This window comes from Parabacteroides sp. (genome assembly GCF_977054455.1).
In genome coordinates this window covers 1-26,402 of record NZ_CDRTCT010000034.1, presented here as the reverse complement: position 1 = coordinate 26,402, position 26,402 = coordinate 1, and the positions used below count along the sequence as shown (strand labels likewise).

17 protein-coding genes, 2 tRNA genes and 1 riboswitch are annotated in these 26,402 nt (G+C 50.5%); of the genes, 8 read left to right on the top strand and 11 right to left on the bottom strand.

What is annotated here, in order from left to right:
- Positions 1–172: 172 nt before the first annotated feature.
- The 3 genes from ACW6QF_RS15945 to aspT form a co-directional block, all read right to left on the bottom strand.
- Entirely contained in the window at positions 173–2,428 is a 2,256-nt protein-coding gene (locus tag ACW6QF_RS15945; protein ID WP_456088536.1) for an aconitate hydratase, read from the bottom strand.
- A 255-nt stretch (positions 2,429–2,683) separates the two neighbouring features.
- Entirely contained in the window at positions 2,684–4,324 is a 1,641-nt protein-coding gene (locus ACW6QF_RS15940) for a bifunctional aspartate transaminase/aspartate 4-decarboxylase (protein WP_456088535.1), read from the bottom strand.
- An 82-nt stretch (positions 4,325–4,406) separates the two neighbouring features.
- Positions 4,407–6,107, bottom strand: a complete 1,701-nt coding sequence (gene aspT, locus ACW6QF_RS15935) for an aspartate-alanine antiporter (protein ID WP_456088534.1) — start codon at positions 6,105–6,107, stop codon at positions 4,407–4,409.
- Positions 6,108–6,227: 120 nt separating this feature from the next.
- Positions 6,228–6,427: riboswitch (cobalamin riboswitch) on the top strand.
- Between the two features lie 138 nt (positions 6,428–6,565).
- On the opposite strand from aspT, the gene ACW6QF_RS15930 reads away from it, so the two are divergent.
- The 3 genes from ACW6QF_RS15930 to ACW6QF_RS15920 are packed head-to-tail and all read left to right on the top strand — an operon-like array spanning position 6,566 to position 9,754.
- Complete coding sequence (locus ACW6QF_RS15930; RefSeq protein ID WP_456088533.1) at positions 6,566–7,498, top strand: sirohydrochlorin cobaltochelatase; 933 nt, start codon at positions 6,566–6,568, stop codon at positions 7,496–7,498.
- On the top strand, positions 7,495–8,673 hold the full coding sequence (locus ACW6QF_RS15925) for a TonB-dependent receptor domain-containing protein (RefSeq protein WP_456088553.1): 1,179 nt from the start codon (positions 7,495–7,497) through the stop codon (positions 8,671–8,673). Before ACW6QF_RS15930 ends, ACW6QF_RS15925 begins: the two co-directional genes overlap by 4 nt.
- Before the next feature lie 4 nt (positions 8,674–8,677).
- A complete protein-coding gene (locus ACW6QF_RS15920) occupies positions 8,678–9,754 on the top strand; it encodes a TonB-dependent siderophore receptor (RefSeq protein ID WP_456088532.1) in 1,077 nt (358 codons plus the stop codon).
- A 62-nt stretch (positions 9,755–9,816) separates the two neighbouring features.
- On the opposite strand, the gene ACW6QF_RS15915 is transcribed toward ACW6QF_RS15920, so the two are convergent.
- From ACW6QF_RS15915 to ACW6QF_RS15890, 6 genes are all read right to left on the bottom strand, one after another.
- Positions 9,817–10,722, bottom strand: a complete 906-nt coding sequence (locus tag ACW6QF_RS15915; protein ID WP_456088531.1) for a glycyl-radical enzyme activating protein — start codon at positions 10,720–10,722, stop codon at positions 9,817–9,819.
- Positions 10,723–10,756: 34 nt separating this feature from the next.
- The gene (gene hypD, locus ACW6QF_RS15910) at positions 10,757–13,195 is read right to left on the bottom strand and encodes a trans-4-hydroxy-L-proline dehydratase (protein ID WP_456088530.1); all 2,439 of its coding nucleotides are present in this window, start codon (positions 13,193–13,195) and stop codon (positions 10,757–10,759) included.
- A gap of 346 nt (positions 13,196–13,541) precedes the next feature.
- Entirely contained in the window at positions 13,542–14,873 is a 1,332-nt protein-coding gene (locus ACW6QF_RS15905) for a sigma-54-dependent transcriptional regulator (protein ID WP_298548358.1), read from the bottom strand.
- Between the two features lie 79 nt (positions 14,874–14,952).
- Positions 14,953–16,131, bottom strand: a complete 1,179-nt coding sequence (locus ACW6QF_RS15900; protein WP_456088529.1) for a DUF418 domain-containing protein — start codon at positions 16,129–16,131, stop codon at positions 14,953–14,955.
- A gap of 346 nt (positions 16,132–16,477) precedes the next feature.
- Entirely contained in the window at positions 16,478–18,958 is a 2,481-nt protein-coding gene (locus ACW6QF_RS15895) for an ATP-binding response regulator (RefSeq protein WP_456088528.1), read from the bottom strand.
- Positions 18,958–20,676, bottom strand: a complete 1,719-nt coding sequence (locus tag ACW6QF_RS15890) for a phosphoethanolamine transferase (protein WP_298548364.1) — start codon at positions 20,674–20,676, stop codon at positions 18,958–18,960. The genes ACW6QF_RS15895 and ACW6QF_RS15890 overlap by 1 nt, the downstream gene beginning before the upstream one ends.
- A 438-nt stretch (positions 20,677–21,114) precedes the next feature.
- Here ACW6QF_RS15890 and ACW6QF_RS15885 point away from each other — a divergent pair, with 438 nt between their 5' ends.
- Complete coding sequence (locus tag ACW6QF_RS15885) at positions 21,115–23,640, top strand: glutaminase domain-containing protein (RefSeq protein ID WP_456088527.1); 2,526 nt, start codon at positions 21,115–21,117, stop codon at positions 23,638–23,640.
- A 164-nt stretch (positions 23,641–23,804) separates the two neighbouring features.
- On the opposite strand, the gene ACW6QF_RS15880 is transcribed toward ACW6QF_RS15885, so the two are convergent.
- Positions 23,805–24,146, bottom strand: coding sequence for a hypothetical protein (locus ACW6QF_RS15880; protein WP_298548369.1), 342 nt, complete (start codon positions 24,144–24,146; stop codon positions 23,805–23,807).
- A gap of 233 nt (positions 24,147–24,379) precedes the next feature.
- Between ACW6QF_RS15880 and ACW6QF_RS15875 the strand changes: the two genes are divergently transcribed.
- The 4 genes from ACW6QF_RS15875 to ACW6QF_RS15860 all read left to right on the top strand — a co-directional run bounded on the left by ACW6QF_RS15875 (position 24,380) and on the right by ACW6QF_RS15860 (position 25,858).
- Positions 24,380–24,955, top strand: a complete 576-nt coding sequence (locus tag ACW6QF_RS15875) for a superoxide dismutase (RefSeq protein WP_298548372.1) — start codon at positions 24,380–24,382, stop codon at positions 24,953–24,955.
- 207 nt (positions 24,956–25,162) lie between these two features.
- A complete protein-coding gene (gene trxA, locus ACW6QF_RS15870; RefSeq protein WP_298548374.1) occupies positions 25,163–25,525 on the top strand; it encodes a thioredoxin in 363 nt (120 codons plus the stop codon).
- Between the two features lie 171 nt (positions 25,526–25,696).
- Positions 25,697–25,770 (top strand) — tRNA-Thr (locus tag ACW6QF_RS15865).
- A 5-nt stretch (positions 25,771–25,775) separates the two neighbouring features.
- Positions 25,776–25,858, top strand: a tRNA-Tyr gene (locus tag ACW6QF_RS15860).
- A gap of 305 nt (positions 25,859–26,163) precedes the next feature.
- Here the strand turns inward: ACW6QF_RS15860 and ACW6QF_RS15855 are convergent.
- Positions 26,164–26,402 (bottom strand): hypothetical protein (locus ACW6QF_RS15855; RefSeq protein WP_456088526.1); only part of this gene is annotated, 239 nt, incomplete at its 5' end.

Below are 26,402 nucleotides of genomic sequence, written 5' to 3'. Positions count from 1 at the left end.
AAGAGCCGTCAGGCTCTATTTCCGGCCTAAGCTGATGAGCGTTAAGCGCAGAGACCGCAGTGAGCGTCCGGAGCGTCTGCTGTTTGAGCGAAGCGAGTTTCAGACGCGACAGCGAACGGAGGGAACGGAGTAGCGAAGCAGGTTCGGCCTTGATCTTTTGGTTACTTTTCCATCAAGGGAAAAGTAATAAAGTATTCAATGCCGCGCCCGCTTTAAACCATTTTATCTGCAACTCATTATAGGTATGATTCACGGCGAACGATTCTTCCGTGCCGTCGGCATGGTAAAGGATTGCCGTCAGCGGCTTTCCGGGGGCGAACTCCTTCAGGCCGATGATCGAGATCTTGTCTTCTTCACGCACTTTCTTATAATCATCCTTATCGGCGAAAGTGAGGGCAAGCATACCCTGCTTTTTCAGGTTCGTTTCATGGATGCGGGCGAAACTCTTGGCCAGGATCACTTTTACATTCAGGAAACGGGGTTCCATAGCGGCATGTTCGCGGGACGATCCCTCGCCGTAGTTTTCTTCCGCGACGACGATAGATGAAATTCCCTTTGCCTTATACTGTTTAGCGACGGCCGACACTGCCTCATACTCGCCGTTCAGCTGGTTCAGCACGCTGTTGGTCTTGCCGTTGAAAGCATTCACGGCGCCCATCAGCATATTGTCCGAAATATTCTCCAGATGGCCGCGGAAACGGAGCCAGGGACCAGCCATCGAGATATGGTCGGTCGTGCATTTGCCTTCGGCCTTCAGCAACAGCGGCATTTCGATCAGGTCTTTGCCGTCCCAGGGAGCAAAAGGTTTCAGCTCCTGCAAGCGGTTGGATCCGGGATCGATCACTCCCCCGGCATCTTTGCCTGTCGGGGCTACATACCCGTTGTCTTTCACTTCGAATCCTTTCGGCGGGAAGTCGGTGCCTTCCGGTTCTTTCAGTTTCACTTCGCGGCCGTCGGCGGTCTTCAGCGTATCGGTCAGCGGGTTGAAACAAAGGTCTCCGGCGATGGTCAGCGCGAGCGTCAGTTCCGGGGAAGCGACAAAGGCATGCGTGTTCGGGTTGCCGTCTGCCCGTTTGGCGAAATTACGGTTAAAGGAGGTGACGATGGAGTTTTTGCGCGTATTGTCATCGGTATGCCGTTTCCACTGCCCGATACACGGACCGCAGGCATTGGCCATAATCGTCGCGCCGATTTTCTCGAAATCGCCGAGGATACCGTCCCGTTCGGCCGTATAGCGGATTTGTTCGGAGCCGGGATTGATAATCAGCGGGGCTTCCACCGGTATCTTGTCTTCGGCTGCCTGGCGGGCGATCGAAGCGGCACGGCTCAAGTCCTGGTAGGACGAGTTCGTGCAGGAACCGATCAGTCCGACTTCCATCTTACGAGGCCAACCGTTCTCCTTCACTTTGGCGGCAAATTCGGAAATAGGCGTTGCCGCATCCGGTGTGAACGGGCCGTTGATATGCGGTTCCAGTTCGGACAGGTTGATGACGATCACGCGGTCGTAGAAAGAATCCGGCTGTGCCCGTACATCCATATCGGCTTCCAGATAATCGGAGATGGCTGTCGCCCACTCGGCAACACTATCGCGTCCGGTGGCACGCAGGTAAGCGGCCATGTTCAGATCGAACGGGAAAAGGGAAGTCGTGGCGCCTACTTCGGCTCCCATGTTACAGATCGTCGCTTTCCCTGTCGCCGACAAGGACGCGGCCCCCGGGCCGAAATATTCGATGATGGCATTCGTTCCTCCCTTCACGGTGAGGATTCCGGCCAGTTTCAGGATCACGTCCTTCGGGGAGGCCCATCCGCTCAGGCTGCCGGTCAGTTTCACACCGATCAGTTTCGGCATCTTCAGTTCCCATTCCATGCCGGTCATCACATCGACAGCGTCAGCGCCGCCTACACCGATGGCGATCATACCCAGACCGCCCGCATTTGGCGTATGCGAGTCCGTGCCGACCATCATGCCGCCGGGAAAAGCGTAGTTCTCAAGCACCACCTGATGGATAATGCCGGCTCCCGGTTTCCAGAAGCCGATACCGTACTTGTCGGAAACGGATTTCAGGAAATCGTAGACCTCGCTGTTGCTCTGCGTAGCCGTTGCGATATCTGTCTTGGCTCCCATATTCGCCTGGATCAGGTGATCGCAGTGCACGGTGGCGGGAACGGCCGATTTGTTTTTTCCTGCGTTCATGAACTGGAGCAACGCCATCTGAGCGGTCGCATCCTGCATCGCGACACGGTCGGGGCGGAAATTCACATAATCTTCGCCCCGGCGGAAAGGACGGATGTCCGATTCGTCATACAAATGTGCATATAAGATTTTTTCGGCCAGGGTCAACGGACGGCCGACGTGTTTGCGGGCTGCATCCACCCGCTTCGGGAAATTAGAATAAAAGCTTCTCAGCATGTCAATGTCGTACACCATATCTATTCTTTTTATTAGTTAGCAATTTCATTCATGTTTCATACAAATATACCGGTTCGTAACCACCCATCGTGTAATATTTAAGACACCATACTATTTGTTATCTCATTTCTTACTTTTAACAAAAGTAGTGTTTATATAAACACCTTTTATTCAATAATTTCTATTGATTGATAAAGGGTATCTATGAGAACGGGCTCCCACTGCGTCCAATAATAGAACGTAGCGGGAGCCCGTTTTGTTCAAAGGCTTTATTTATTTCTTCAACGATTCTTTCCATTTGTCCGCATAGCTGTGCAGGATGGAGGCGATCCCCTCCCCGATACGGACATAATCTTCACGTTTCAGATTGGCAAGCGAACAGCGGATGGACCACTCCGGCGCATCGAACCCGCCGCCGTTGAGCAATACCAGCGAAGTTTCCTGCGCCAGGCGGAACACGACGTCTACCGGCTCGTAGTTTTCCTGCAGGTAGGCAACGAAATCATCCCCGTAAAACTTCTTTGCCCAGACCAGCATATCGATTTCGCTGTAGTAGCCGGCACGCAACGGATCGTCGAGCAATGTGAAACCGGTACTTTCCCAAAGCGTATGGAGGCGGTCGTGAATGATCTGCTGCATCTTCGTCTTATAGGCATTCTCGCGGTCCAGCAGGGAGAAGGAGGCAAAGAGCGCCATTTGCGTCTGTTGCGGCAGCGAAAGACCGGCGGTATGGTTCAGGGCGACCTGGCGGCTGTCGGCAACCATGCGGTCGATGAAACGGATTTCCTCCGGATGGAGCGAAATACTGCTATAGCGTTTGTCCAACTGCTCTTTCTGCCCGTCCGGCAGCTCCTTCAGCATCCGGTCGTATATATTATCTTCGTGCAGCGCGACAACAGCCAGGCGCCAGCCGGTCGCTCCGAAATATTTGGAGAAGGAATAGACGCAGAGGGTGTTCTCCGGCAATTCCGCCATGATCGAACGGAAATGGGGAATGTAAGTCGCATAAACATCGTCGGTAATGATCATCAGGTTCGGATTGTCATTGCGCACGATATCCACGATACGCTCCATCAGACCGTCTGTCAGGCCGTACGATGGCGGGTTGCTCGGATTGACGATAAAGGCGGCCTTGACAGACGGGTCTTTCAGGATGTCCAGGTCTTTTTCCTTGTACTGCCAGGTATGATAGCCGTCTTTTGTCATTTTACAAGCGTGGATTTCGGTTACATCGAATAAGTAGCGGGCTTGTTCCGGTATCTCTATATAAGGAGTGAACACCGGGGCAAACAGGACGATCTTGTCGCCTTTGTCGAGAAGGAAATTTTGTTGCAGGGAATCGAATATATAGCACATCGCGGCTGTTCCCCCTTCGGTGGCGAAGAGATCGAACTTCCCTTTGGGCGGGCGGTTGTCGCACAACTCCTGCTTCAGGTAGTCTTCGACCAGTACTTCCGTATATTTCAGGATGCGGTCCGGAACGGGATACTGGTCTCCGATGACGCCTTCCGCCCATTCGTGTACGAGGTCGTTCTCATCGACGCCTTTCTCGTTCACAAGGTAATCGTAGGTATCCTTCAGCAGCGCCATGCCGGGAGAACCGGCGTGTTTCGTCAGGAATTGCGTGAAACGGGTGGCGATACGTTTCTTTTCGGGGATGCCGGCCAGTCCGACCATCTCCTCGGCATATTCGGAAGAACGGGCACATTCTTCCAGTCCGAACTGGCCGAGCAGGAAAAAGGCTTCGCGGGGTACGGTACTGATCCAGTTCGGATTGCCGCGTCCTGCGTTCAGCATGATATGCGTACTCTTGCGGGCGCTTTCGTCCGCAAGGTCTATCAGGATATTTTTCAGTTCGAAGGGACTGATCTCTGACATTTTCTTTTCGTATTCACGAGTGATTTTGTGTTTCATAGAGAAATAACTTAATTGAATATAATGAGTTGATAAACGATCTGTTTCCGGAAAGCATGTTTAGGGGCATGCCTTCTATCATTCAGGTCATCAAGAGGACGATCACGACTCCCCAGATGATCAGCAGGGTATTACCGACCGCGTATGTCACCGTGTAGCCTAATGCGGGTGTCTGGCTCTCCACGGCATCTTCTACAGCACCTAAAGCGGCTGTGGTCGTACGCGCTCCGGATGTACAACCCAACGTAATGGCCGGGTGGAACTTAAAGACATATCTTCCCAATAGCACACCGACGATCAGCGGGATAGCGGTAGCCAACGCACCGATAAAGAAGAGGCTGACGCCGACCTCCTTCAGGCCGGTGACAAAGCTCGGTCCGGCCGTAATGCCGACAACGGCGATGAACATGTTCAACCCGACGTTGTTCAACACCCAAAGGGATGGTTCCGGAATTCGTCCGAAAGTCGGATGCTTCGAACGCAACCAGCCGAAGACCAATCCGGCGATCAATGCCCCGCCACTCGTGCTCAAGCTGATGGGTACACCTCCTAAATGGATCGCCAAAGCTCCCACGACGCCACCGAGGAAGATTCCAAGGCCGACGAAAATCATATCCGTCTGGTTGGTCGGGCGGTCGGCATAGCCTAACGTATCGGCTGCCGCATTCACCTCCAATTTCGTACCGACCAGTTCCAGCATATCGCCGGGATCGATCACCGTGGCGGCCAAAACCGGTATGTTGATGCCGGCACGTTTGATGCTCTTGATACTGACACCGTGCATAACCGGCAGTTTACGCAGTTTGGCGACTGTCATGCCTGCATATTTCTTGCGGGAAATCAATACGGGCAGAGTTTCGGCCGGAAAGTCCAGCAACTCGATATCATTGACTTCATCGCCGATCCAGTCCTCCTCTCCGATCACAAATTCACGTCGGCCGCTGAGCACGACTTCGTTTCCTTTCAAGAGCATCCGGTCGGGTTTCGCATCCCGGATCACACCATCGATACGGACCCGCTCGACGAAGAGGCGTCTTCCCTGTCCCTCCAGATAATCTTCCAACTCCTTCACGGTCTTTCCCGCCCCGAACCAGTCGTTGCTGATCTTGTAGGCGCGGAACGTGATCGGACGGGCGGCAGGCATGAAGCCCGGTTGTTCGCTTTCGTCATCCGAACCCATTTTGGCTTCCAGCTCGCGACAGGCTTTCTTGACCGATTCGATCCCTCCCAACAGACGGGGAGCGATGTCGCTCATGATCCAGGCGGATCCGGCCGTACCGAAAATATAAGAGACGGCATAGGCAACCGGCATGACATTGATCATGTCCGTTTTATCTGCCGCCGGTATGCCCAACTGGTTGATCGTATCTTCGGCCACACCGAGTACGGCGGATATCGTCTGTGAACCCGCCAGCAGGCCGGCAGCCTCTCCGGCAGAATAGCCCATGATCTTCGCCAGCACAAACGGGGCCAGCAAACAGAACAGGCACATCACGACGGCAAACAAAACCTGTGGCAATCCCTCCTTTTTCAATCCCCGGAAGAATTGCGGACCGACACTATACCCTACGGCAAACAAGAACATCAGAAAAAATACCGATTTCAACGGAGCTCCGATATCGATATGCAATTGCCCGATCAACACACCGACCAGCAAGACGCTGGTTACCGTTCCTAACGTGAACTTTTTAATCTTGAATTTACCGATCCAGAAACCGAAAGCCAGCGTGAGAAAGATGGCAAGCTCCGGGTAATGCCGGAGCAAATTGGCAAACCATTCCATATATCTATTTTTTTTGGCGTTAATAAAATTGATAATGAAACACGACAGGGGAAAGAGTTGTTGTGTTAAACCAAACGAAAGCAGAGTTAAATTTATAATTGACATTTCTAAATAAATATATATCTTTGCCCCCGCTTAGGTGATATAACTGCCATCCGGCAATTGTATAAAAGGGAATCCGGTGAAAATCCGGAACAGTGCCCGCTACTGTAAAGCCATATTGAAGAAGAAAGCAATCTCCATGCCACTATCCGGAAGGATGGGAAGGCCGCTTTCCGAAAAGGCTGAGTCAGGAAACCTGCCAGGCAAGACAATAATAACTCTCCCGGGGCCAGGAAAGCTATTGACACATACATAAGACAAACTTTTTTCAGAAAAAAGAAATGTTGGCAGGCAGCCCTTTTTGCGGGTTGTTCTCTTAGCATGTCTATATCTATTTAATAATAAATTAATTGCTTATGAACAAGAACAAATTAATCAACCTGCTATCTTTCCTGTTTTGCATCTTCATGCAATCCATACAGGCAGAAGGTAATTTTGTCGAATCGGATATGTTTGCCTCCATGCAAACGGGTGATAAAGCAGCCGTACTGGTCGTACATTTCGGAACGACTCACGACGACACGCGTGCCCTAACTATCGACGCCATCAACAAAAAGATGGCTGATGCTTTTCCTGGTATCGAAGTCCGCGAAGCCTGGACTTCCCGTATCATCGCTTTCCGCCTGAAAACACGCGGCATACATAAATCAAATCCGGAAGAGGCGCTCGCCAGGCTGAAGGCCGAAGGATATACCCATGTATTGATTCAATCGTCCAACATCATCGAAGGGATCGAGATGGAATCCCTACGCAAAGACGTAACCTCACAGGAAAAGGGTTTCAAGGAAATACGCATCGGCACTCCACTCCTTTTCACTCCGGAAGATTATGAAGCCACCATAGCCGCGATCACGCCTAATGGAATCCGGGACGGCGCCGTCTTGCTGGTCGGACACGGCACTTACACGCCTACCACGGCACAATATGCCATGATGGATTATATGTTGAAAGCTAAAGGATTCGGCAACTACGTAGTCGGGACAATCGAAGGTTATCCTTCTTTCGACGACGCATTGAACCAGATAAAAAAGGGAGGATACAAAAAAGTCAGGCTAATGCCTTTCATGTTCGTTGCCGGCGAACATGCCAAGAATGATATTGCCGGAGATTGGAAGGACGAACTTGAGAAACAGGGATACGAAGTAACGGTCTTCATGGAAGGACTCGGACAAAATCCGGCTATCCAGAATATATTCGTGGAACATGCCCGCTTCAACGCTACCCACAAATATCTGGACATAGTCAAGAAGAAAAAGGATTATGCCAAGGGTAAAGAAAAATATGAATAAGACATGTTTACAAAACTACTAAAGAATCTACACAAGATATTGGGCCTGCCGCTCAGTATCTTGTTTTTCCTCTGGTTTGCTTCCGGGATCGTCATGATCTATATTACACGGCTGGCTGGAACTATTCGTTCTTCGACTATACCAATTACACAGGATATAAGGATGGCGACGTTTACGGTCCGGGCCTTAACGCGATGCTCCCGGTCCAGAATCCGCATTACGTGCGCGACTGGTGGGACAGCAAGGTTTCGGCAGCCTCCATCAGCCGTTACCAGACCAACGGTTTCTACCTTCACGACGTCATCGAGGTCAACGATCAATGGAAAGGGATGTTCGGATTGCGTTACGACAATTACCGTTATAAAAAAGCGACGGCAACCATCAACGACGGACGCCAGCACTACGACGAAAAGAACCGTACGGACTGGACAAGCATTAAAAACAACGCTGTGACCTACCGCGCCGGCCTTGTTTATCTGCCCATACCGGAAGTTTCCGTCTATGCTTCGGCAGCCTCTTTCTTCAAGCCGAACAATACGACTTACAATGCCAACTATATTTACCTCGACAAGAACGGAAAAGAATTCAATCCCGACAAATCGGATGGTGAAGTATTCAAACCAGAGAAAGGTTACCAGCTCGAACTCGGAGCACGTTACGAACTGAACCGTATGTTGGAATTGAACGGTAGCGTATTCTACATCCGTAAACACAACGTTGTAAAAAACATCGGCAACAAAACGATCGAAAACAACGGGGCGGTAGAAGAAAAAGGCGTTCGGGCGCAAATCGGCCGCGAAGTTTCGAAAGGTTTTGACCTGGATCTGACGTTCCGTCCTGTTTCCACACTGGAAATCGTTGGCGGTATGGGTTGGTCGGACAAGCGGACGATTGCCAGCAACCTCGACTGGATTCCTGCCGACGCCGACTGGGTGACTTATAACGAAGACGGATCGATCAACCTTCGTGCCACCGGTGTACCCCGCACTACGTTCTACACGTATGCCGATTACACGATACCTAAAGGTGTGCTGAAAAACCTCTCTTTCCATTTGAGCGGGACTTTCACCGACCGTATCTACAGCGATGTCAAAAACGATGTGTACGAACCGGCACGCTACATAGTCGACGCAGGCATCTTTTATACGATCAACCGTTTACGGTCCGGGCCTTAACGCGATGCTCCCGGTCCAGAATCCGCATTACGTGCGCGACTGGTGGGACAGCAAGGTTTCGGCAGCCTCCATCAGCCGTTACCAGACCAACGGTTTCTACCTTCACGACGTCATCGAGGTCAACGATCAATGGAAAGGGATGTTCGGATTGCGTTACGACAATTACCGTTATAAAAAAGCGACGGCAACCATCAACGACGGACGCCAGCACTACGACGAAAAGAACCGTACGGACTGGACAAGCATTAAAAACAACGCTGTGACCTACCGCGCCGGCCTTGTTTATCTGCCCATACCGGAAGTTTCCGTCTATGCTTCGGCAGCCTCTTTCTTCAAGCCGAACAATACGACTTACAATGCCAACTATATTTACCTCGACAAGAACGGAAAAGAATTCAATCCCGACAAATCGGATGGTGAAGTATTCAAACCAGAGAAAGGTTACCAGCTCGAACTCGGAGCACGTTACGAACTGAACCGTATGTTGGAATTGAACGGTAGCGTATTCTACATCCGTAAACACAACGTTGTAAAAAACATCGGCAACAAAACGATCGAAAACAACGGGGCGGTAGAAGAAAAAGGCGTTCGGGCGCAAATCGGCCGCGAAGTTTCGAAAGGTTTTGACCTGGATCTGACGTTCCGTCCTGTTTCCACACTGGAAATCGTTGGCGGTATGGGTTGGTCGGACAAGCGGACGATTGCCAGCAACCTCGACTGGATTCCTGCCGACGCCGACTGGGTGACTTATAACGAAGACGGATCGATCAACCTTCGTGCCACCGGTGTACCCCGCACTACGTTCTACACGTATGCCGATTACACGATACCTAAAGGTGTGCTGAAAAACCTCTCTTTCCATTTGAGCGGGACTTTCACCGACCGTATCTACAGCGATGTCAAAAACGATGTGTACGAACCGGCACGCTACATAGTCGACGCAGGCATCTTTTATACGATCAACCGGCAGGTTACACTGGGATTCAATGCCTACAACCTGTTCAACAAAAAATACTTTGAATACACAACCCGATTGGCTAAACCATTCCATTTCATGGCCACGGTTTCATACCATCTCTAACTCAAAAAGGGGTGTGTCAAAATCCCGTTTTGTCCTGGAGGTTGTTATCATACCTTTAAAAACTATCCCCCGATCGTCGTTTCGATCCCGTAACCGGCGAATATCTTCCGGCAACGTCCGACCGTCTCGTCCGAAGGGGCAGCGAAAGCATATTGATCCGGATTGTAGACCGTACCCAGCTTTTCATGCTTGCCCTTGCCTATGTCATGATACAAAAGCAGGTTTACAGTCCGGTGTTCCCACGGCAACGAAGCCAGGAAAGCAGCACTGCGCGTTATATTTTCTTCATCGGCATTCACGCCTTCGATCAAGGGAATACGAAGATAGAAATCGTGCCCGGCTTCTGCAACCATCCGAAGATTGGAAAGGATCAATTCGTTCGGGACACCGCAATACTTCTTATGCTTGGCCGAATCCATATGCTTCAAATCGACAAGAAGAAGTTCGCAGTTGTCCATCACGTCGCGTACGATCTCCGGCCGGGCGAAAAGCGTCGTATCGACAGCCCGGTGGATTCCCTGTTCCTCGCAACGGCGCAACAAATCCAGCAAAGGTCCGGGATGCAACAACGGTTCTCCTCCGCAAAACGTCACGCCCCCCTCCGAACGGTCCATGAAAACGGTCTCCTTCTCAATCTCCTTCATCAAGGCATCGGCCGAATACTCCGTGCCGGATATCTCCATCGCCAAAGCTGGACACACCTCGGCACAGGTTCCGCACAGGGTACAACGCTCCCCGTCCGTCACGATCCCCTCCGGCGTGAGCGTCAATGCCTGCTGCGGACAAGCCTCGACGCACGTCCGGCAACCGATGCATTTCTTTTTCGTATAGAGTTTTTGCTTCCGGCTGGACACCCCTTCCGGATTATGGCACCATACGCACGACAGGGGACATCCTTTCATGAAGATCGTGATCCGGATACCCGGCCCGTCGTTGATGGCGTATCGTTTTATATCAAATATCAGCATTTTTTTCAATGGACAATGGACAATAGTCCATTCATTAAAACGTTTCCTGTTCCGTCCGCATGATCACATCCGCCTGCAGATCGGCATTCATGTCGTTGAAATAATCGCTGTAGCCGGCTACGCGAACCAGAAGGTCGCGATAATCTTCCGGGCATTTCTGGGCGGCATAAAGCGTCTCCGTATCGACGATATTGAACTGGATGTGATGCCCGCCCAAAGCAAAATAGCTACGGATCAACGACGACAGCTTGGAGATATCCTCTTCCCGCTTCAGCAGGCTCGGCAGGAAACGCTGGTTCAGCAACGTTCCGCCACTCTTCACCTGGTCGAGCTTGCCGAGAGACTTGATAACGGCAGACGGTCCGTGCGTGTCGGCGCCATGAGACGGAGACGTACCGTCCGAGATGGCACGTCCGGCCAAACGTCCGTTAGGAGTCGCCCCCATCACCTTGCCGAAATATACGTGACAGGTGGTAGACAGCATATTCAGATGGAAACATTCGCCTTTCGTGTTCGGCTTTCCTTCGATCGTATCATACAAATCATCGAACACCTTCACTGCGATGCTGTCGGCATACTCGTCATCGTTGCCGAAGAACGGCGTGCGGTTCAGGATCGTCTGTCTCATCGCCTCGGCCCCTTCGAAATTATCAGCCATTGCTTTCAGCAGTTCATCCATCGACCAGCGTTTGTCTTCAAATATATGTCTTTTCAGCGTCGCCAGGCTGTCGGTGATCGTGCCAAGCCCCGTGCACTGGATATAGGTCGTGTTATAGCGCGGGCCGCAGTTGTAGTAATCCCGTCCTTTCGCTATGCAATCGTCGATGAAAAGAGACAGGAAGGTGGCCGGCGCATATTTGGCAAACATGCGGTCGATATAGTTGCTCACACGCACCTTCATATCCACAAAATAGCGGACCTGCTTCATGAAAGCGGCATACAGTTCGTCATAGCTGCCGAAACCGCGCGGATCGCCCGTTTCCAGTCCGACCTTACGTCCTGAAACCGGATCGACGCCGTTGTTGAGCGTCACTTCCAAAATCTTCGGCACATTCAGGTAACCGGTCAGCACATACGCCTCCTTGCCGAACGCCCCGACCTCGATGCAACCGCTGCAACCGCCTTCACGTGCATCATGCAACGATTTTCCCTGGCGCATCAACTCCTGTATATACACATCCGGATTGAAGACAGAGGGATAGCCATGCCCCTGGCGGATCACCTTGCAACCGGCCCGCAGGAAACGTTCCGGCGTACGGGCACTGATATGGATGGCACTGCCGGGTTGCAGGATATGCAGTTCTTCGATCGTCTCGAGCATGATATAGGAGACTTCGCTCACCCCGTCGCTGCCATCGGCCTTCACCCCGCCGATATTCAGGTTCGTAAAATCGTTATATGTACCGCTTTCCTTAGCCGTGATGCCGACTTTGGGAGGAGCCGTATGGTTGTTCACCTTGATGAAGAAGCACGACATCAGTTCCTTTGCCTCGTCGCGGGTCAGTGTGCCGTCGGCAATCCCCTTTTCGTAGAAAGGAGCCAGATGCTGGTCGAAATGGCCGGGATTCATCGCGTCCCAGCCGTTCAGTTCGGTGATCGTCCCCAAGTGGACGAACCAATACATCTGGATCGCCTCCCAATAGTTGCGGGGAGCATGGGCCGGAACCCAACGGCAAACTTCGGCGATACGGCGCAGCTCGGCCGCCCGTTTCGGGTCTTTCTCCGTCAGCGACATTTCATCGGCAAGATCCGCATGCCGTTCGGCTAACAGGATGGCGGCGTCGCACGAGATAGACATGGCGGTCAGTTCCTCCTGCTTGTCGGTCGCTTCGGGATCGTTCATGAAATCAAGCCCGTCCAGTTCTTTCCGGATACGTTCCTTCAAATCCAACAATCCGTACTTATACACCTTTCCGTCCAAAGCGGTATGTCCCGGAGCGCGTTGTTCCATAAATTCGGTGAACATCCCCACCTCATAGGCATCTTTCCATTCCTGGGGCACATGGCTGAAGATACGTTCCCGCTGCGTGCGCCCTTTCCAGTAAGGGATCACTTCGCGTTCATAAGTGTCGATGTCTTCCTGGCCGATCGTATAACGCTGCAATTCACGCGTATTCAAGACATGCAAGTCCTCCACACTATGGCAGGTCAGTTCCGGGAAGGTCGGCACACATTTCGGTTTCGGTCCGCGTTCGCCCACGATCAGTTCGTCTTTGCCGATATAGATCGTCTTCTGCTTGCAGATCTCATAAAAATTCATGGCCCGAAGAATCGGAATCGGATATTTTCCGTAGTTTTCCTTGTAGAAACGAGTTTCTATCAAAGCGCGTTCAATAGACAGGGAGGGCTCGGCATCGAACGTTTCTTGGCGAAGACGTTTGATCCGGTCATTCATTCCATAAGCATTTGCCTCTACTGCGGGGGCGAAATTGGATGCACTGTGCGGTGCTCGTTGAGCTGTGATTGTAGTCATATTATATAAAAGACAATTTTTTATTCGATTATTTTAATCTGATAAATTCCGGACAAAATGATACAGAGATAAAACCATCGGCGCAAGCCAATGACTTCAGATACCCATACAAACCGAAAGAACTCTTGCCTGGGAACGGCAAAAGGGAAAGGAAAAACCGCCTGTCAAGAAATCAGGCAATTGAACAGTCGTCTATAAGATTTAACGAACATATCGTAATAATTTAAAATCAGCACTCGGCATTAAGTGTATGATTGCAGCAAATATAGACATTTTTCCATAAAAACAAAAGAAATCATATTTATTTAATAAAACCCGGCGCACACCGTCTTGTAAGAAAGATCGATCAAGCGATCCCATACGCCTTCAACTTATTGTAAAGCGTTTTACGGTCAATTCCCAACAACCGGGCAGCCTTGGTCTTATTGTTACCGGCTTCCTGCAGGGCGCGTTTGATCATTTCGCATTCGTGCGATTCGTTTTTCAGCTGGATATTGACCGGAGCCGAAACCGGACCGGCAGTCAGTTCTTCAGGAAGTTCGTTGCGGGTAATATAGCGGCCGGTCGCCAACAGGGTGGCATACTTGATGGCGTTCTTCATCTGGCGCAAGTTGCCCGGCCACGGATAAGACTGGAAAATCCGGATCACTTCATTGTCAAAACCGATAATATCTTTCTGCAATTCCATATTGGCCTGGTCCAGGAAGTTGTCGGCAAACAGCAAAAGGTCTTCTTTCCGCTCTTTCAAGTCGGGGATGCGGACTGTGAACTCGTTGATACGATGATATAAATCTTCGCGGAAATCCCCCTTATCGATCGCAGAACGCAGGTTCTCGTTCGTCGCGGAGATAAGACGGACATTGATCGCGATCTCCTGATTGCTGCCGACCGGTTTTACCTTCCGCTCCTGCAAGGCACGTAGAAGCTGCACTTGCACTTCATAGGACAAGTTACCGATCTCGTCCAGAAAGATCGTTCCGCCCTGGGCGGCGACAAAAGCCCCTTCTTTATTATCGATAGCTCCGGTAAACGAACCTTTCACATGCCCGAAAAATTCAGATGCGGCCAAGTCTTTCGGGATAGCCCCGCAGTCAACGGCTATAAAAGGAGCTTTCTTGCGGTTGCTCTGTTCGTGGATGCGGCGGGCGACATACTCTTTCCCCGTACCGCTCGAACCGGTAATCAATACGGACATATCCGTCGGAGCGACCAGACGCACATGCTCGTAGAGCTGGCGGGCTGCCGGGCTTTGTCCCTCCACATACCGGCCATGCGTTCCTCCCGACGGTTCGGGACGTTTGGCCGAAGGCACAAGGCGTTCCGGCTTTATCACATCCCTGATCTTGCCTAAAAGCTCTTCCGGGTTCAACGGTTTGGCGATATAATCGGACGCCCCCGACTTGATTGCTTGCACGGCGGTTTGTATCTCCGCATAGCTGGTCATCATAATCAGGGGAATTGCAAAATTGTTTTCTTTTATCCATTTCAACAGATCGATCCCATCCCCGTCCGGCAAACGCAAATCAGACAGGATCAAATCGAAAGAGGCATCCTCTATCCGGCTTCGTGCATCTGAAACCGATGATACCGAACTGACCTCGAACCCTTTCTTCCCCAGCCAGGTTTTCAGCATCAACGAGAATGTTATATCATCTTCTAAAATCAGAATAGACGGCATATCGTTCTTTTTTGTTTCGTACACAAAGATAACTAAGAAATCCCGCTTGCCACATTTTTTAATTCTTAATTTTTAATTCTTACTTCGAAAAAGCCCACGTCGCCTTTTTCCATGCCCCTTCGAACGGACCCTGCTTGAATCTCTTCAACCACCAATGGCAGAAGCCCAACTGGAGGACGAACAGCAGGACACCCACTCCGAAGCTGGCTGTCGTTCCTAAAACATTGTAGAGCGATAAACCGTAGCCGAAATAAACGAACGATCCGATAATGGATTGTGTCAGATAGTTGGTCAAACTCATCTTTCCATACGGAACCAAGCCGTGCAGCACTTTATGAGTCGAAACTTGTTGCCACAGAAAGACGAAACAAGCAACTAACACGCACATGAAAGCGAAATTGCGGAAAGACGACACAACCGTGCTCATCGGAGTGAGCATCGCCTTATTGGGGATCATATCCGGAAGAGAAGCCGTAATGAAATACAACGGGACAAAGCAAACCGCACCGATAACCAGCGTCCGCATCCAGAAAACACGATGTTCGGACAGGTTGACAAACAGCTGCCTGCGCCCGATCAGCATCCCCAACAGGAACAAAGAGGCAGTCTGGAAGAAACGTCCGTACCCCCACGCCCACAACAGGCTGAACAGCTGGCCGTCCCAGAGGTTGGACTTGACCATCGCCCAGAAATCCGGCTGCGCCAGGAACGGATACATGCGTTGGCTGTGAACATACCATACGCCCGCTGCCGGTACATAGTCGGGATTCATCATCGCATAGAAAAACTTGCCGAGTTCGAGCGGTTGGAGCATCAGGATAATAGCGGCAATGAGGACTGCACGGTCGCTCCATTTGCAGACTATCACGAGCACCACGCCGATTATGGAATAAAGGACTAATATGTCGCCGGGGAAAAACGCCCCGTTGAAACATCCGATAATGAACAAAAGGAAAAGCCGCCACAGGAAACGCAGGCGGAAGTCTTTGCCTTTCTTCGCCTGGTTGTTATATTGGATGAAGAAACTGAACCCGAACAGCAAGGAGAAAATCGCGTAAGCCTTTCCGGAAAAAAGAAAAAACAAGGTTTCCCATATTCCTTTATTCATCGCCTCCATAAAGGCCGAAGAAGCTGGCGGGAAGTCATAAAAATTAAAATGTTCGATGTTGTGCAGTAACATAATAGCCATAACGGCAAAACCGCGTAGTGCATCCACCACCTCGATACGAGGCGACTTAGCCAAAAGTCCGTGCTCCATGATAATGATTTATGATTTTTAATTTATGATTTATGATTTACGGGGGCAAAAGTAGGCAAAGAAGTCATATAAAACAAAAAAAGCGCCCTTATAGGCGCTCTTTTTGTTTGCAGACTTAAAATAGATACTCGAACATAGTAACTTTAAAACGGTTTTTTAATGTAGAAACGTCCACTTCCGCTTCTCACTTATGGAAGAAGCGAATATCGTGCCAAACCCGGTCCGGTACACGGCCTGTTTTTATAACCCACTCTATTCTAACAGATAAGTCAACCATAATGTTTTACGAAGGCTAATTATTGCAACATCACGATTGGGGAATCGTGGACATATATGGGGAATTTTTCTACAGATACCGTTCCACAGCCCGGCCCACGACGACGCCCGCCAGCCGGATCACCTCGGATAAGAGCCGTTTCCAACCGTCGTCTGTCAGCGCTTCGTCGTTCTTCTCAAGGATTCTCAACTGGGCCACCAAGTCGGAAGCTCCCAACATGGTGAAAAGAGGGATCATCTTATGGGAGATTTTGGCAGCCGGACCACGTTCGGTCTTCTCCAGGGCTTGTTGCAGCAACGAAATGCTCTTGTTCGTCTCTTCGGCAAAGGTCCGGATGATGGAGGCGGAGGCTTCTTTGTCTTCGCCGGCAAAAGCGGTGAGCGAATCAAAATTGAATTCAGGCGACACCTCGGCTTGTATATCGGCCTGCAACAGGTTATTCAGCAAGGCGATCAACTGCTTAGCCGTGAAAGGCTTGTTCAGGAAGCCGGTAAAACCGGCTTCCAAGTAGTGGGTATGCTCGTTTTCCACACTGGCCGAGAGCGCGATGACGGGCACGGTGTCCGTTCCGGGGACACCCGACGAACGAATGGCGTCGAGCAGGCCGTAGCCATCCATGCCCGGCATCTGTATATCGGTTATGATCGCGTCGAAAGAGCTATTGCGCAAAATATCGACCACGGCAAACGGATTCGAGCAACTGGCGACCTCCACATGGTTCCGTTTCAAAAACTCTTCCGTCAGCGCCAGCTGCAACGGATCGTCGTCGACCAGCAAACAAAAGATTTCGCGTCCTCCGAAGCTCCCGGCCTCCGTTTCGTCTTCCTCTACGGATGGCGGGGCAGGCAATGTCTGCACTTCCGACTCCTGCAACGGCATGACAATCGTAAAATCGCTTCCCTTCCCCGGAACACTCTTTAGCGACAAGGTCCCTCCCATCAGCTCGATCAGCTTGCGGGTGATGGAAAGTCCGAGCCCGAAACCTTCTTCCTTTTCGGTTCCCGACAAGCGGGCAAACTCGCCGAAAATCCTTTCCTGCTCTTCTTCCGGAATCCCCGTGCCGGAATCGGAAACGACAATTGACAATCGAGAATCGGCAGTTGACAATTTGACCACCAGCACGACGCGGCCTTCATGCGTGAACTTGATGGCGTTGGACAATAGGTTGCCGACCACCTGGCGGAGGCGTATCGGATCACCGGAATAGATGCGATCCATCCCCTCCTCCTTCATATTCAGGACAAATGCCAGCCCCTTCGCCTCGGCTATCGGACGGAAGCTCCCGTATATTTCGTTAAAAAGCGTACGCACGCTGAAAGGCACATCCTGTATCTCCATCTGTCCCGATTCCAACCGATGAAAATCGAGCAAACCGTTCACCAACGAAAGGATATGGTCGGCCGACCCGGTCATGTTTTCCAAATAATACCGTTGCCTTTCGTCCGGATGGCGGCGCAGCAGCAGTTCGATATAGCCGATTATGGACGAGAGCGGCGCCCGTATATCGTGGCTGATCGTCAGCATCAGCTTCTCCCGGCTATGGAGCAGGTCTTCGGCATATTGCTTGGCTTTCTCCAGTTGCTGCCGGTAATACTGGCTCCTGGAGATATCGCGCGTGATCAGGATGATGAAGACCACCACGATGATCAGCGACAGGACGGCGATGCCGCCAATGAGATAAGAGGTTTCGCGCAGCACCTCCTGCTTCTTCACGACACGCTCCATCGACGCGTTCATCTCCTCTTCTTCTATATCGCGCAACATCTGGTTGATCCGGCTCGTGATGATGCTGTTATCATAACGCAGGTTGGCGGCGCGTTCCAAGAGCTGGTCGACAAGCTGTTTGCGCTGGTCGGCCACGCTGTCCTGCAGGTTTTTCAGGACCGTCACGATCGTGTCTGCCGGGTTGAAGGCGTTCACCAGCGTGTCGGTCACGATCTGGCGGGTCGTATTCACGACAACGGCCGAATCTGCTTTGGGCGGCGAAAACACATCGGCAAGGCGACGGAAAAAACCGCGGGGCTTATGGGTCTGCGGAGTCTTTACGGAATCCTGGTGCACGATCACGCGTTCCTGTATCTCGACCTGCCGGATCATCGTATCTTGCCGGGCGATCACTTTCTCGATGTTTTGGGTGTACAGATGCTCCGCGTTCGTCTCGCGCCAGGTTTCCAGCAAGCGGCGCGTGTTCCGTCGCTTCTGTTCGATCAGCATGTCGATCGTGTCGATCTTGGGATACAACGCCGGATTCGATACCAGCGAACGCAGGGAGTCCATATTCTGCAAAGCCTTGTTCAGCGTGCGGTTGAAATGGTTGATCTCTCCTTGCGGACGTCCGATCACTTGCCCGAGCGCCTCGCTTTCATACAACAAAGACAAGGTGTTGGTCACGAGATAGACTTTCTCGCGCGACTTGTTGTTCGGGTCGTCTTCGCCGGCAAACCGTTCGATGATGTTATAGATGTAAACGACCGAGCACACGGCTATCAGGATCAATAACAAGTACCCCAATATGACTTTACTTGTAATATGCCCGTTCTGTGCGCTCATCAGTCTTTCTTATAGTCCATTTCCCATTTGTCCAACATAATGAAATCCGCTTTCTTCAACCCGACCTTCCAGAACGGGACCGGTTCGTCATGGTCGCCGAGGAACATACGGTCGCGCACGGCAAAAGCGGGATGGGTCAGGGCCAGCGTGGAATCGGATACCGAAGTTCGGACACCGGCGATGTCCAATACCGTATGGAACACGCTGTTCGTGCTGACCGGATAAGCGCCGTGAGACATCGCCGTCCGGTATTTCTCCGGGAAAACCTCCCGGTAATCGTCCGAAAACCAGATGATATACGGGATATGGAGCTGATAGTAAGTCGGTATCGGCGAAGCATGCAGGTAGCGGGCACGCGAATCATCGAAAATATCTTCTCCGTGATCGCTCAGATAGAGCATCGACGAACAGACCTGCTTCTTTTTCAGCATGTCGACGATTTCTCCCAAGACATAATCCGTATAATAGATCGAGTTGTCATAGGCATTGCGCAGTTCCTTCTTATAGGATTGGCGGATGCCTTCGGCCTTATCCGGCGTATAAATCCGGAATTCGTCCGGATAACGTTCGTGATAATTGAAATGGGATCCGTAGGTGTGGAGGACGATAAACATATCCTCGTCCGATTTGTCCAGTTCCTTTTCCAGATACGGCAAAAGGGCGGCATCGTGCAGCGAGGTCAGATACGACCCGGTGTTGAACGTGCTCATATCGATAAACGTATCGGCCTCGCGGTAGAAAGCCCCGATCATCGAAGTGGTCAGTTTCTGGTTGGCGATGACGAGCGTGCGGAAACCGGCTTCCTTGAAAGCGGTGACGATGCTTTTCTCGTCGTAAATCACGCCATAGTTCTCCGCGCTGGCGGCAGACAGGATGATCGGAACGCTCTTGTGCGTATTGTTGGATTGCGTCACGACATCCGCAAAATGGACCAGGCCGTCGAGCCCTTTCATCCGCGGGGTCGTATTGCGTTCATATCCGTACAGGCTCCATTCCATTGCCCGCGAAGTCTCTCCCACCACAAGCACGTAAATCTCCCGTTTGCCATCCGCCTGTCCCGTCCGGACCGAGTTGAACTTGAAATCGGCGGAAGAAACGGAATAGTTGGCATTCTTGTTCGATTTGGTAATCGCGAAATAGAGGTTATAAAGCGCATTGACCGGATAGACATCGTTCTTGAGCGAGAAACTGTGCTTTTGCCAAGAAGGCAGGAAACAGAGCAGCACCCCCACTCCGAAAAGCCCCAAGCTTCTGGACGCCCACCGCTTGCGGAACACGGCGGTCAGCCGGTCTTTCATGCGGATCGAACGCGTGGCCAGCCACAAGGTAGGAAGCGTATAAAAGAAAAAGACGCAAACGATGACAAGAAAAATATTCCCTAATAATTCGCTTGCCTCGGAAGCATTCGAACTTGTCAGGTTCAGGAACATATCCACCGCTATCACCGACTCGCCGAAAAGATACAACAAGACCAGCTGGCCTCCGTCCAGTATGATCTTCGGCAACAGACACCAGACCACCACTCCGGGTTTACGCGCCAGCAGCAGAACTCCCATCCAGAACGCCAACGGCATGACGATGGAAGCAAGGCCCACCGAGACAGGCAGAGGCTCGGTGAACAGGAAGACGCAGTTCGGAATGATGAAAAGCAAGCCGAACAAGAAATATAAGTGTTCCTGTGAAGATATCCAACGCAAAATATTAGTAAAGTACCTCATCGATTTTTGCCTAAAAAGCCTAATTTTAACCACTAATCTTATCCCTTTTTACCGCAGCACTGCTGCAATCGGCAAATGTAGGCGTTATCTACCATATATACATAGAGTAGAAGCACAAAAAAAGTTATTTCAATTTTATTTCAATCCCATTAAAACAAGCCGGATATCATTTCGACACAAAAACAGGCGTTATTGCCACCTATTAGATATGTTAAAAAATATTACCCTTGCTACTAATTCCAAAAACATGGGGTACTAATCCGATTTACACGGAGAACATTGACATTTTGATATTTCAAAAATCATGCAATTGCTTTCAATAATCTTGCAATATGCCGGTAGCAGGGCCCTGCAATTTCCGGCTGTCGTTTTTTCTCTTTAACTTCGGGCGGCCGAAGGGGAATTATTCAGAATCATCAACAATAATAAAAAGACAAAATGAAAAGACAAATCATGCTGCTGTCGGCTTGTACGGCCGCTTTGTTGAGCGCTTGTTCGTCGAACACGCGTATCGCAAGCGAAGTATATGCCCCTACAGCCAAAAACGAATTACGGGCGCCGGCAACACCGCTGGTAACGATCGACCCGTACACCAGCGCCTGGTCGTTTGCCGACCGCCTGAACGAAGAAAGCGTGCGCCACTGGACCGGCCGTAACTTCCCGCTGTTGGGAAGCCTGCGCGTCGACGGCGTTTCATACCGGTTCATGGGAACGGACAAAGTCGAAGTAACGCCGGTTATCGGCACGGCGGCTTCCGGCTTATGGGAAGCGACCTACACATTCGGCCGGCCGGAAGGGGAATGGACCGCCGTCGATTACGAGGCGAAAGGTTGGAAAACGGGCAAGGCCGCATTCGGGACGGACGACAATCCGTATCGCTCCACTCCCTGGCAGGAAGGCGACATCTGGGTACGCCGCTCGTTCGACTGGCCCGAAGGGACGGACAAAGAAGATCTGTTCCTGCAATATTCGCACGACGACAATATCGAACTGTACATCAACGGCAGGCAGGTTGCAGTGACCGGCAACGGGCTGGATTACGACCTGCTGAAGGAAATCCCGCAGGAAGTGGCCAGCACGTTAAAACCGACGGGGAACATCCTGGCCGCCCACTGCCGCAACAACGGCGGGGGCGCCTATGTGGACATGGGAATCATGAAGAAGGTAAAACGCGGGGATACGTTTGACGACAAAGCGGTCCAGAAGTCGGCCATCGTCATGCCGACACAAACGTACTATACGTTCGAATGCGGCCCTGTCGAACTGGATCTGATCTTCACGGCTCCGATGCTGATGGACGATTTGGAGGCCATGACCGCCCCGTACAATTATATCACGTATCAGGCCCGTTCGTTGGATGGCCGGGCACATGATGTCCGGTTATACCTCGAAGCGACCCCGCAATGGGCCGTCAACACGACAGACCAGCCTGTCACCTTCGAAAAGATCGAAAAAGACGGGTATGTCTATCTGAAGACCGGCTCTGTCGACCAGGAAGTTTTGGGCAAGAAGGGAGACGACCTTCGCATCGACTGGGGCTATTTCTATCTTTCAGCCGCGCAATCTCCGGACGTGACAGTCGCCATCGACGAATACTATGCTGCCAAGAAAGCATTCATGGCCGACGGCAGACTGTCCGGCAAAGCGGAGAATGTGTCTCCGGATATGGAAAAACAGATGACGGTCCTCGCCTACTCCGACAACCTGGGCAAGGTAAACGAAAAGACCGTGTCAGGGCACTTGTTGATCGGATATGACGATCTGTACGCGATCCAGTATTTCAATGACAACCGGATGGCATACTGGAAGCACGACGGGCAGACGGACATTTTCGATGCCTTCGCCAAAGGCCAGAAAGAGTATGCCGGAATGATGAAACGGTGTGCGGACTTCGACGGACGCCTGATGCAGGAAACGGCGGCCGCCGGCGGACAAAAATATGCCGAGCTGTGCGCCCTGGCCTATCGCCAAGCCATTTCCGCCCATAAGTTAGTGACAGACAAGGAAGGTAACCTGCTATTCCTGTCGAAAGAGAATTTCAGCAACGGCTCGATCGGGACGGTCGATATCACCTACCCTTCGGCGCCGCTCTTCTTATGCTATAACCCCGAACTCCTGAAAGGCATGATGAACCCGATCTTCTACTACAGCGAAAGCGGCAAATGGAACAAGCCGTTCCCCTCGCACGATGTCGGGACCTATCCGCAGGCTAACGGGCAGACCTACGGCGGCGACATGCCGGTCGAAGAATCCGGCAATATGCTGATCCTCGCAACGGCCATCGCGACAATCGAAGGGAATGCGGATTATGCAGCCAAACATTGGGATGTGTTGACGACCTGGGCCGATTATCTGAAGAAAGAAGGTCTCGACCCGGACAACCAGTTATGCACGGACGATTTCGCCGGCCATTTCGCCCACAACACCAACCTGTCCATCAAGGCGATCATGGGGATAGCCGGCTACGGCAAGATGGCCGGGATGTTGGGAAAGAAAGAGATAGCGGATTCCTACCTGGCGACAGCCCGTGAAATGGCCGGAAAATGGATCTCGATGGCAAAAGACGGAGATCACTATAAGCTGACCTTCGACAAGTCCGGCACATGGAGCCAGAAGTACAACTTGGTTTGGGACCGCCTGTTAGGACTGAATATTTTCCCTGCGGAAATAGCCGAAGCGGAAACTGCTTATTATAAGACCAAACAAAACAAATACGGCCTGCCGCTGGACAATCGCGAGGATTATACCAAATCCGACTGGATCCTGTGGAGCGCCTGCCTGACCGGCAATGCGGCCGATTTCGAAGCGCTTGTGCTTCCGGTCTGGAAATACGCCGACGAAACGACCTCACGCGTCCCGTTGAGCGACTGGCATTACACTTCCGACGGTACGCAACGCGGATTCCAGGCCCGTTCTGTCGTCGGCGGCTACTATATGAAACTGCTGGAAGAGAAACTGAAATAATTTGTAATGAAGGTGTGTCAAAACTCCTTTATCACGATTTTTAAGGCACGGATTACGCGGATTACACGGAAAGAGAATAAATTTATCCGTGTAAATCCGTGAAATCCGTGCCTAAATTATGTCTATTGTAAGCAGGATTTTCTTTTGACAACCTCCATCATAAATCACAACTTCTTAATAATCCTGATAAACTCCTCATTCGTCATCCGGATGTCCGGTTCCTTGTAATTCACGTAATCCTCAAAATAATCGCTGGCGATATCCGCCACGATCTCCGAACCGTCCAACCCGAAAGAACTCACCAATTTCTCCACCTTGCTGCGGATCCGGCGGATCACCTGCAGGCGGTCTTCATAACGGTCGGGTTTCTCCTGCTCCGTCACATGCTCGTTGCGGGCAATCAGATAAACCGTCGTATAAAACATCTCCATATCCCCGAATACCGGGACAAATAAAGCTTTTTTTTCTTCCGGCAATGCCGCCAGTGTCTCCTGAATTTTTGTCATTCTTATGTTTATTTTAATTGGTTGGCGAAGATAGTACATTCCGTTCATAGATAAAGTCTATCCCGCAATAATAATATGCATTTCATTCAATGAACAAATTTCAAGCAGGGAATGTTAGAATAGTAGAAACAACATAAAACAGATGGATCATGCTTACATTATGTCTCAGTTTATTATTGTTGATAACAAATAATAGTAATGATAGTCAAATAACAGATAAAAAAGAAAAAGTTATGAAATTTGAATTAATCCAGTTACCCTATGCAGCCAATGCGCTGGAACCGGTCATAAGTAAAGAAACGATAGAGTTTCATCATGGCAAACATTTACAGACGTATGTAAATAACCTGAACAACCTGATTCAGGGGACCAAGTTCGAAAACGCGACGCTGGAACAGATCGTGGCAGAATCCGACGGCGCTATTTTCAACAATGCCGGACAGACGCTCAATCATAATCTCTATTTCACCCAATTCTCACCGTATGGCGGCGGCAGACCGACCGGCGCTCTTGCCAAGGCGATCGACGCGACTTGGGGGTCGTTCGAGAACTTCCAGAAAGAATTCGTGACGGCCGGAACAGGCTTGTTCGGCTCAGGCTGGGTATGGCTGGCCAAAGATAAAGACGGAAAACTTTCAATTACCAAAGAAGCTAACGGCAGCAACCCGGCTGCTCACGGATTGAAGCCGATCCTGGGATTCGACGTCTGGGAACATGCCTACTACCTGGATTACCAGAATCGCCGTCCCGATCATTTGAATGCTTTGTGGAAGATCGTTGATTGGGATGCTGTTAGCAAAAGATTTTAATTGTCAGGTCCTTTAAACTCCAGACCAAAGCCGTCGGGCAAACTACCGGACGGCTTTTTTATTTGCAATATGACCGATATCCGACAGATATAGCAATATTGACAATTATAAGGGAAAAATATACGACAATGGAACGGAATAAATAGCGTAACTTTGTTATATAATTAATAAACAGAATATAAACCTCAATTAATAAGGAGAATAAATATGAAAGTACAAGAATTGACAAAAGCGGAATTCCTGAAAAAAGTAGCGAACTACGAAGCCAGCCCCGACAAATGGGTGTATGAGGGCGACAAGCCTTGCATCGTGGATTTCTATGCAACCTGGTGCGGACCTTGCAAGATGGTCGCTCCTATCCTGGAAGAATTAGCGGAAGAGTATGCCGGAAAAATCGACATATATAAGGTCGACACGGAAAAAGAAGAGGAACTGGCCGCCTCTTTCGGCATCAGAAGCATTCCTTCCCTCCTTTTCTGCCCGATGGAAGGGCAACCGCAGATGGCAAAAGGCGCAATGGGAAAGGCTGATTTCAAAAAGGCTATAGATGAGGTGCTTTTGAAGAAATAATGACAATATCCCTACGTAAATAAGAAGTCCTCTCCGAGTCCCCAACAGAGCTCGGAGAGTTTTTTCTGTAAAAATATCACACATTATGTCACCAAACTGTTGCATAATTAAAAATAATGCGTACCTTTGCACCCGCAATCGAGAGAGATTGACACTGACAAAAAAATGAATGCCTCTTTAGCTCAGTTGGCCAGAGCACGTGATTTGTAATCTCGGGGTCGTTGGTTCGAATCCGACAAGAGGCTCTAAAGGGCAGTTACCAGAGTGGCCAAATGGGGCTGACTGTAACTCAGCTGGCTTTCGCCTTCGGTGGTTCGAATCCATCACTGCCCACTAAAAAAGACTTGGAAGATTTTTCTTTCAGGTCTTTTTTTATTTTATACCCGCCTCACTGCCCTATAATCTTTTTCCGTCTCACCCGATATGTATTGGAGACAATACCTTTCCTTTTCGTTCGGCAAGATGTGATACACCAGCCAATCGCCATTAGGAAAAGTTTATCGTCGGGCAGATGTGGGCCATTTTCAACAAAATCACAGATTCTCGGATGAAAAATAAAAAAGCCTTTGATTCGCAATGAACCAAAGGCTTTTTTATTTCTGGCGGTCCGGACGGAAGATGAACCTTAATTCTATTCCTCACGTACTCAACATCTTAGCAAGCTCTTTATTCTTTCTCCCACTAATAACCCCACGTGTGCAATTCTTTGGATTGCTTGGTGTTGCGGTGGTTGTTTGAGTTGGTGCAAATATAGGTATATATAGAGAGTGATAAAAGAAAAAAGCTATATTTAACATGAAAATGCAGAGAGTTTTCTTACTTTTGCAATATGTTATATTATAGAAGAAAAATATTATTAGCACTGATTGAAGCATTC